This window comes from Hydrogenimonas sp., from assembly GCF_029933015.1.
Lineage (GTDB): Bacteria > Campylobacterota > Campylobacteria > Campylobacterales > Hydrogenimonadaceae > Hydrogenimonas.
Map to the genome: position 1 here is coordinate 1 of NZ_JAOZOZ010000173.1, position 2,992 is coordinate 2,992.

Annotated in this window: 4 protein-coding genes; 2 read left to right on the top strand and 2 right to left on the bottom strand. The window is 54.7% G+C overall.

What is annotated here, in order from left to right:
• Positions 1 to 56: 56 nt before the first annotated feature.
• Both Q1K23_RS08835 and Q1K23_RS08840 read left to right on the top strand, forming a co-directional pair.
• Positions 57 to 938 carry an aspartate carbamoyltransferase catalytic subunit gene (locus tag Q1K23_RS08835; protein WP_300363937.1) on the top strand — a complete coding sequence of 294 codons (882 nt, stop codon included), beginning with the start codon at positions 57 to 59 and terminating at the stop codon, positions 936 to 938.
• A gap of 7 nt (positions 939 to 945) precedes the next feature.
• Positions 946 to 1,923 carry an aminodeoxychorismate synthase component I gene (locus Q1K23_RS08840; protein ID WP_300363938.1) on the top strand — a complete coding sequence of 326 codons (978 nt, stop codon included), beginning with the start codon at positions 946 to 948 and terminating at the stop codon, positions 1,921 to 1,923.
• Between the two features lie 47 nt (positions 1,924 to 1,970).
• Here Q1K23_RS08840 and upp read toward each other — a convergent pair whose 3' ends face one another.
• On the bottom strand, positions 1,971 to 2,594 hold the full coding sequence (gene upp, locus Q1K23_RS08845) for a uracil phosphoribosyltransferase (RefSeq protein WP_300363940.1): 624 nt from the start codon (positions 2,592 to 2,594) through the stop codon (positions 1,971 to 1,973).
• Complete coding sequence (locus tag Q1K23_RS09090) at positions 2,591 to 2,941, bottom strand: VanZ family protein (protein WP_366522653.1); 351 nt, start codon at positions 2,939 to 2,941, stop codon at positions 2,591 to 2,593. Before Q1K23_RS09090 ends, upp begins: the two co-directional genes overlap by 4 nt.
• Between the last annotated feature and the right edge of the window lie 51 nt (positions 2,942 to 2,992).

Consider the following 2,992-nt stretch of genomic DNA (forward strand, 5'->3'; position numbering starts at 1 on the left):
GATTATCCATACCATTCGACATTTTGATATAATATCTCCCAAAAAGAGGAGATTTCATGCGGCATCTCATCACTACCGACGACTTTTCTCTCGAAGAGATCGAAGCCCTTTTCAAAGATGCCGAAAGCTTTCTCCAGACACCGCCGCCGAAACTCCTGCAAAATCGTCTCATCATCACCCTCTTTTTCGAAAACTCCACCCGTACCCGCAGCAGCTTCGAAATCGCGGCCAAAAAGCTGGGGGCCGACGTGGTGCATCTGGACGTGGCCCGAAGCTCGACGAAAAAGGGGGAGACCCTCTACGACACGGCGGCAAACCTGGCCGCCATGGATCCCGACGCCATCATCGTCCGGCATGCCCAGAGCGGCACCCCCTATCAGATATCGCGCCATGTGGGCTGTGCCATCTTCAATGCCGGCGACGGCGCCCATGCCCACCCCAGTCAGGCTTTGCTCGATCTCTTTACGATAAGGCGGCATTTCGGCGGTAACATGGAAGGCAAAAAGATCGCCATCGTCGGCGACATCAAAAACTCCCGGGTCGCCAACTCCAACATCCGGCTGCTTCCCCGTTTCGGGCTGAAGATCACCCTGGTGGCACCGCCCCACTTCCTCCCCAAAACCGACCTGCCGACCACGACGAAACTGGACGACATCCTGGACGACGTGGATATCATCATGAGTCTTCGCACCCAGACGGAGCGCCACGCCCACCCCATCTACGCCAGTCTCAAAGACTACGCTTCCGACTACTGCATCACCAAAGAGCGTATCGGCGATCGTGACATTCTCCTGCTTCACCCCGGTCCGGTGCACAGAAACATCGACATCGACGACGCCATGCTTGCCGACCCCCGCTGCAAAGTCCTCGAACAGGTCAGAAACGGTGTCGCCGTCCGTATGGCCGCGCTGAAAAAACTGATCCTCGCCAACGGCTGAACCTTTCATGCACGAAGGCTTCGCCGAAATCTCCCGCCTCGCTACGGCAGGCACCCCTTTTCTTTTCATCGTCAGCTACGACAAAAGCGAAGTCGTCGTCCGGCCCCTGGACGAGATCGCGCCGCTGCGCGTCGCTATTCGGGAATCGGGAATCGGGAATCGGGAACCGGATGAAGTAGCTCCCCGCTTCCCACTTCCCATTTCTCACTTCGAAAAACACCCCGTGCCTTTTGAACGATACAAAAAAGCTTTCGACAGAGTCATCGAAGAGATCCGGGCGGGCAACACCTACCTGCTCAACCTCACCTTTTCCACCCCCATCGATCTTCCCCTATCTCTCGAGGAGGTCTTCGACCTCGCCAACGCCCCCTACAAGCTGCTCTGGCCGGGAAAGTTCGTCTGCTTCACTCCCGAACCCTTCGTGAAGATCACCGCAGACGGCACCATCTCCACCTACCCGATGAAAGGGACCATCGACGCCTCCATACCCGACGCCGAGGCGAAGATTCTGGCGAACGAAAAGGAGATGGCCGAACATGTCATGGTCGTCGATCTGCTGCGCAACGATCTGGGAATCGTGGGGAAAGAGGTGCGGGTGAAAAAGTTCCGCTATATCGACAAGATCGTCACATCCGACAAAACCCTGCTTCAGGTGAGCTCGAAAATCGAAGCGAAACTCTCCCCCGACTGGCCCAGACGGCTCGGCGAAATCCTCGATCTCATGCTTCCTGCCGGCTCCATCACCGGCACACCGAAAAGAAAGACCTGCGAAATCATCGAAAGTATCGAAACGCACGAGAGAGGGTTTTTTACCGGCGTTTTCGGGGTCTTTAACGGATACAGCCTCCAAAGCGCCGTCATGATCCGCTTTATCGAGCAGACCTCGGAAGGCCTCGTCTACAAAAGCGGAGGAGGCATCACGATCGACAGCGACGCCGAAGCGGAATATCAGGAGATGATCGACAAAGTCTATCTTCCGATTTAGTTTTGGGTGTTGAGAAATACTCAACACTCAGTACTCAACACTCAAAACTATTCCGGCGTATTGTATGCCCTATCTCCGGCATCGCCGAGGCCCGGCACGATGTAGGCGTCTTTGTTGAGAATCGGATCGATCTGGGCGATGTGGATATCGACATCGGGAAACGCCTCGGAGATTTTTTCGACACCCTCTTTCGCGCCGATGACATTGAGTGTGACGATCTTTTCGGGACCCCGCTCCTTCAAAAGAGCCAGAGCGTCATGCAGCGATCCGCCGGTCGCCACCATCGGATCGACCAGGATGACCGTCTTGCCGGTCAGTTCGGGAACGCGGTCGTAATAGAGCCTGCTTTCGTGGGTCTCCTCGTCACGCTTCATCGCCAGAAATCCGCCCTCCGCCTCACCCAGCGTCTCCAGCACCCCCTCCTGCATCGGCAATGCCGCCCGCAGGATCGAAACACAGGTGATCCGGCTCTCGTCGACGAAATTTCCGACGAAATTTCCCTGCCACGTGGGGATCTTTTTCTCGACCGTCGGCAGAGAGCGGGCACACTCCGCAAGCAGCTGCTTTGTAATCTCTTTCAAAATCCATCGAAACGTCATCGCATCGCAATGGGCGTCGCGGAGTCTGTTGACGAGGTGTTTGACGAGGGGAGAATCGCTTTCAATGATCATGTTTTTTTCCTATAGAGTGCTGAGATGAAAAAGATGCCGACAGCATCGGCTATGATATCATAAAAAGAGGCATCCCGATAAGGGAGAAAATACTGTACGGCTTCGATGAAAACCCCGATGGCGAGCATCTGCACCCATACGTTTCTGCGACGGTATCCAACGAGACAAAGAAGAGTCAGCACGGCGAAAGCCGCCGCATGTTTGAATTTGTCGGCATTGTCGAAATCGGGACCGATATCGACATCGGGAGAGAAAGCGAGATAGAAGATGACAAAAAGCGCACTCCAGAAAAGTATCCTGCTCCAACGCATCAATGTATCGGAAAAAAGAAGCGGTTTTGAAATCATAAAGATGGACTTTGAAAGAGAGTTGGAAAAGACTGGTGGAGTTGAGGGGAA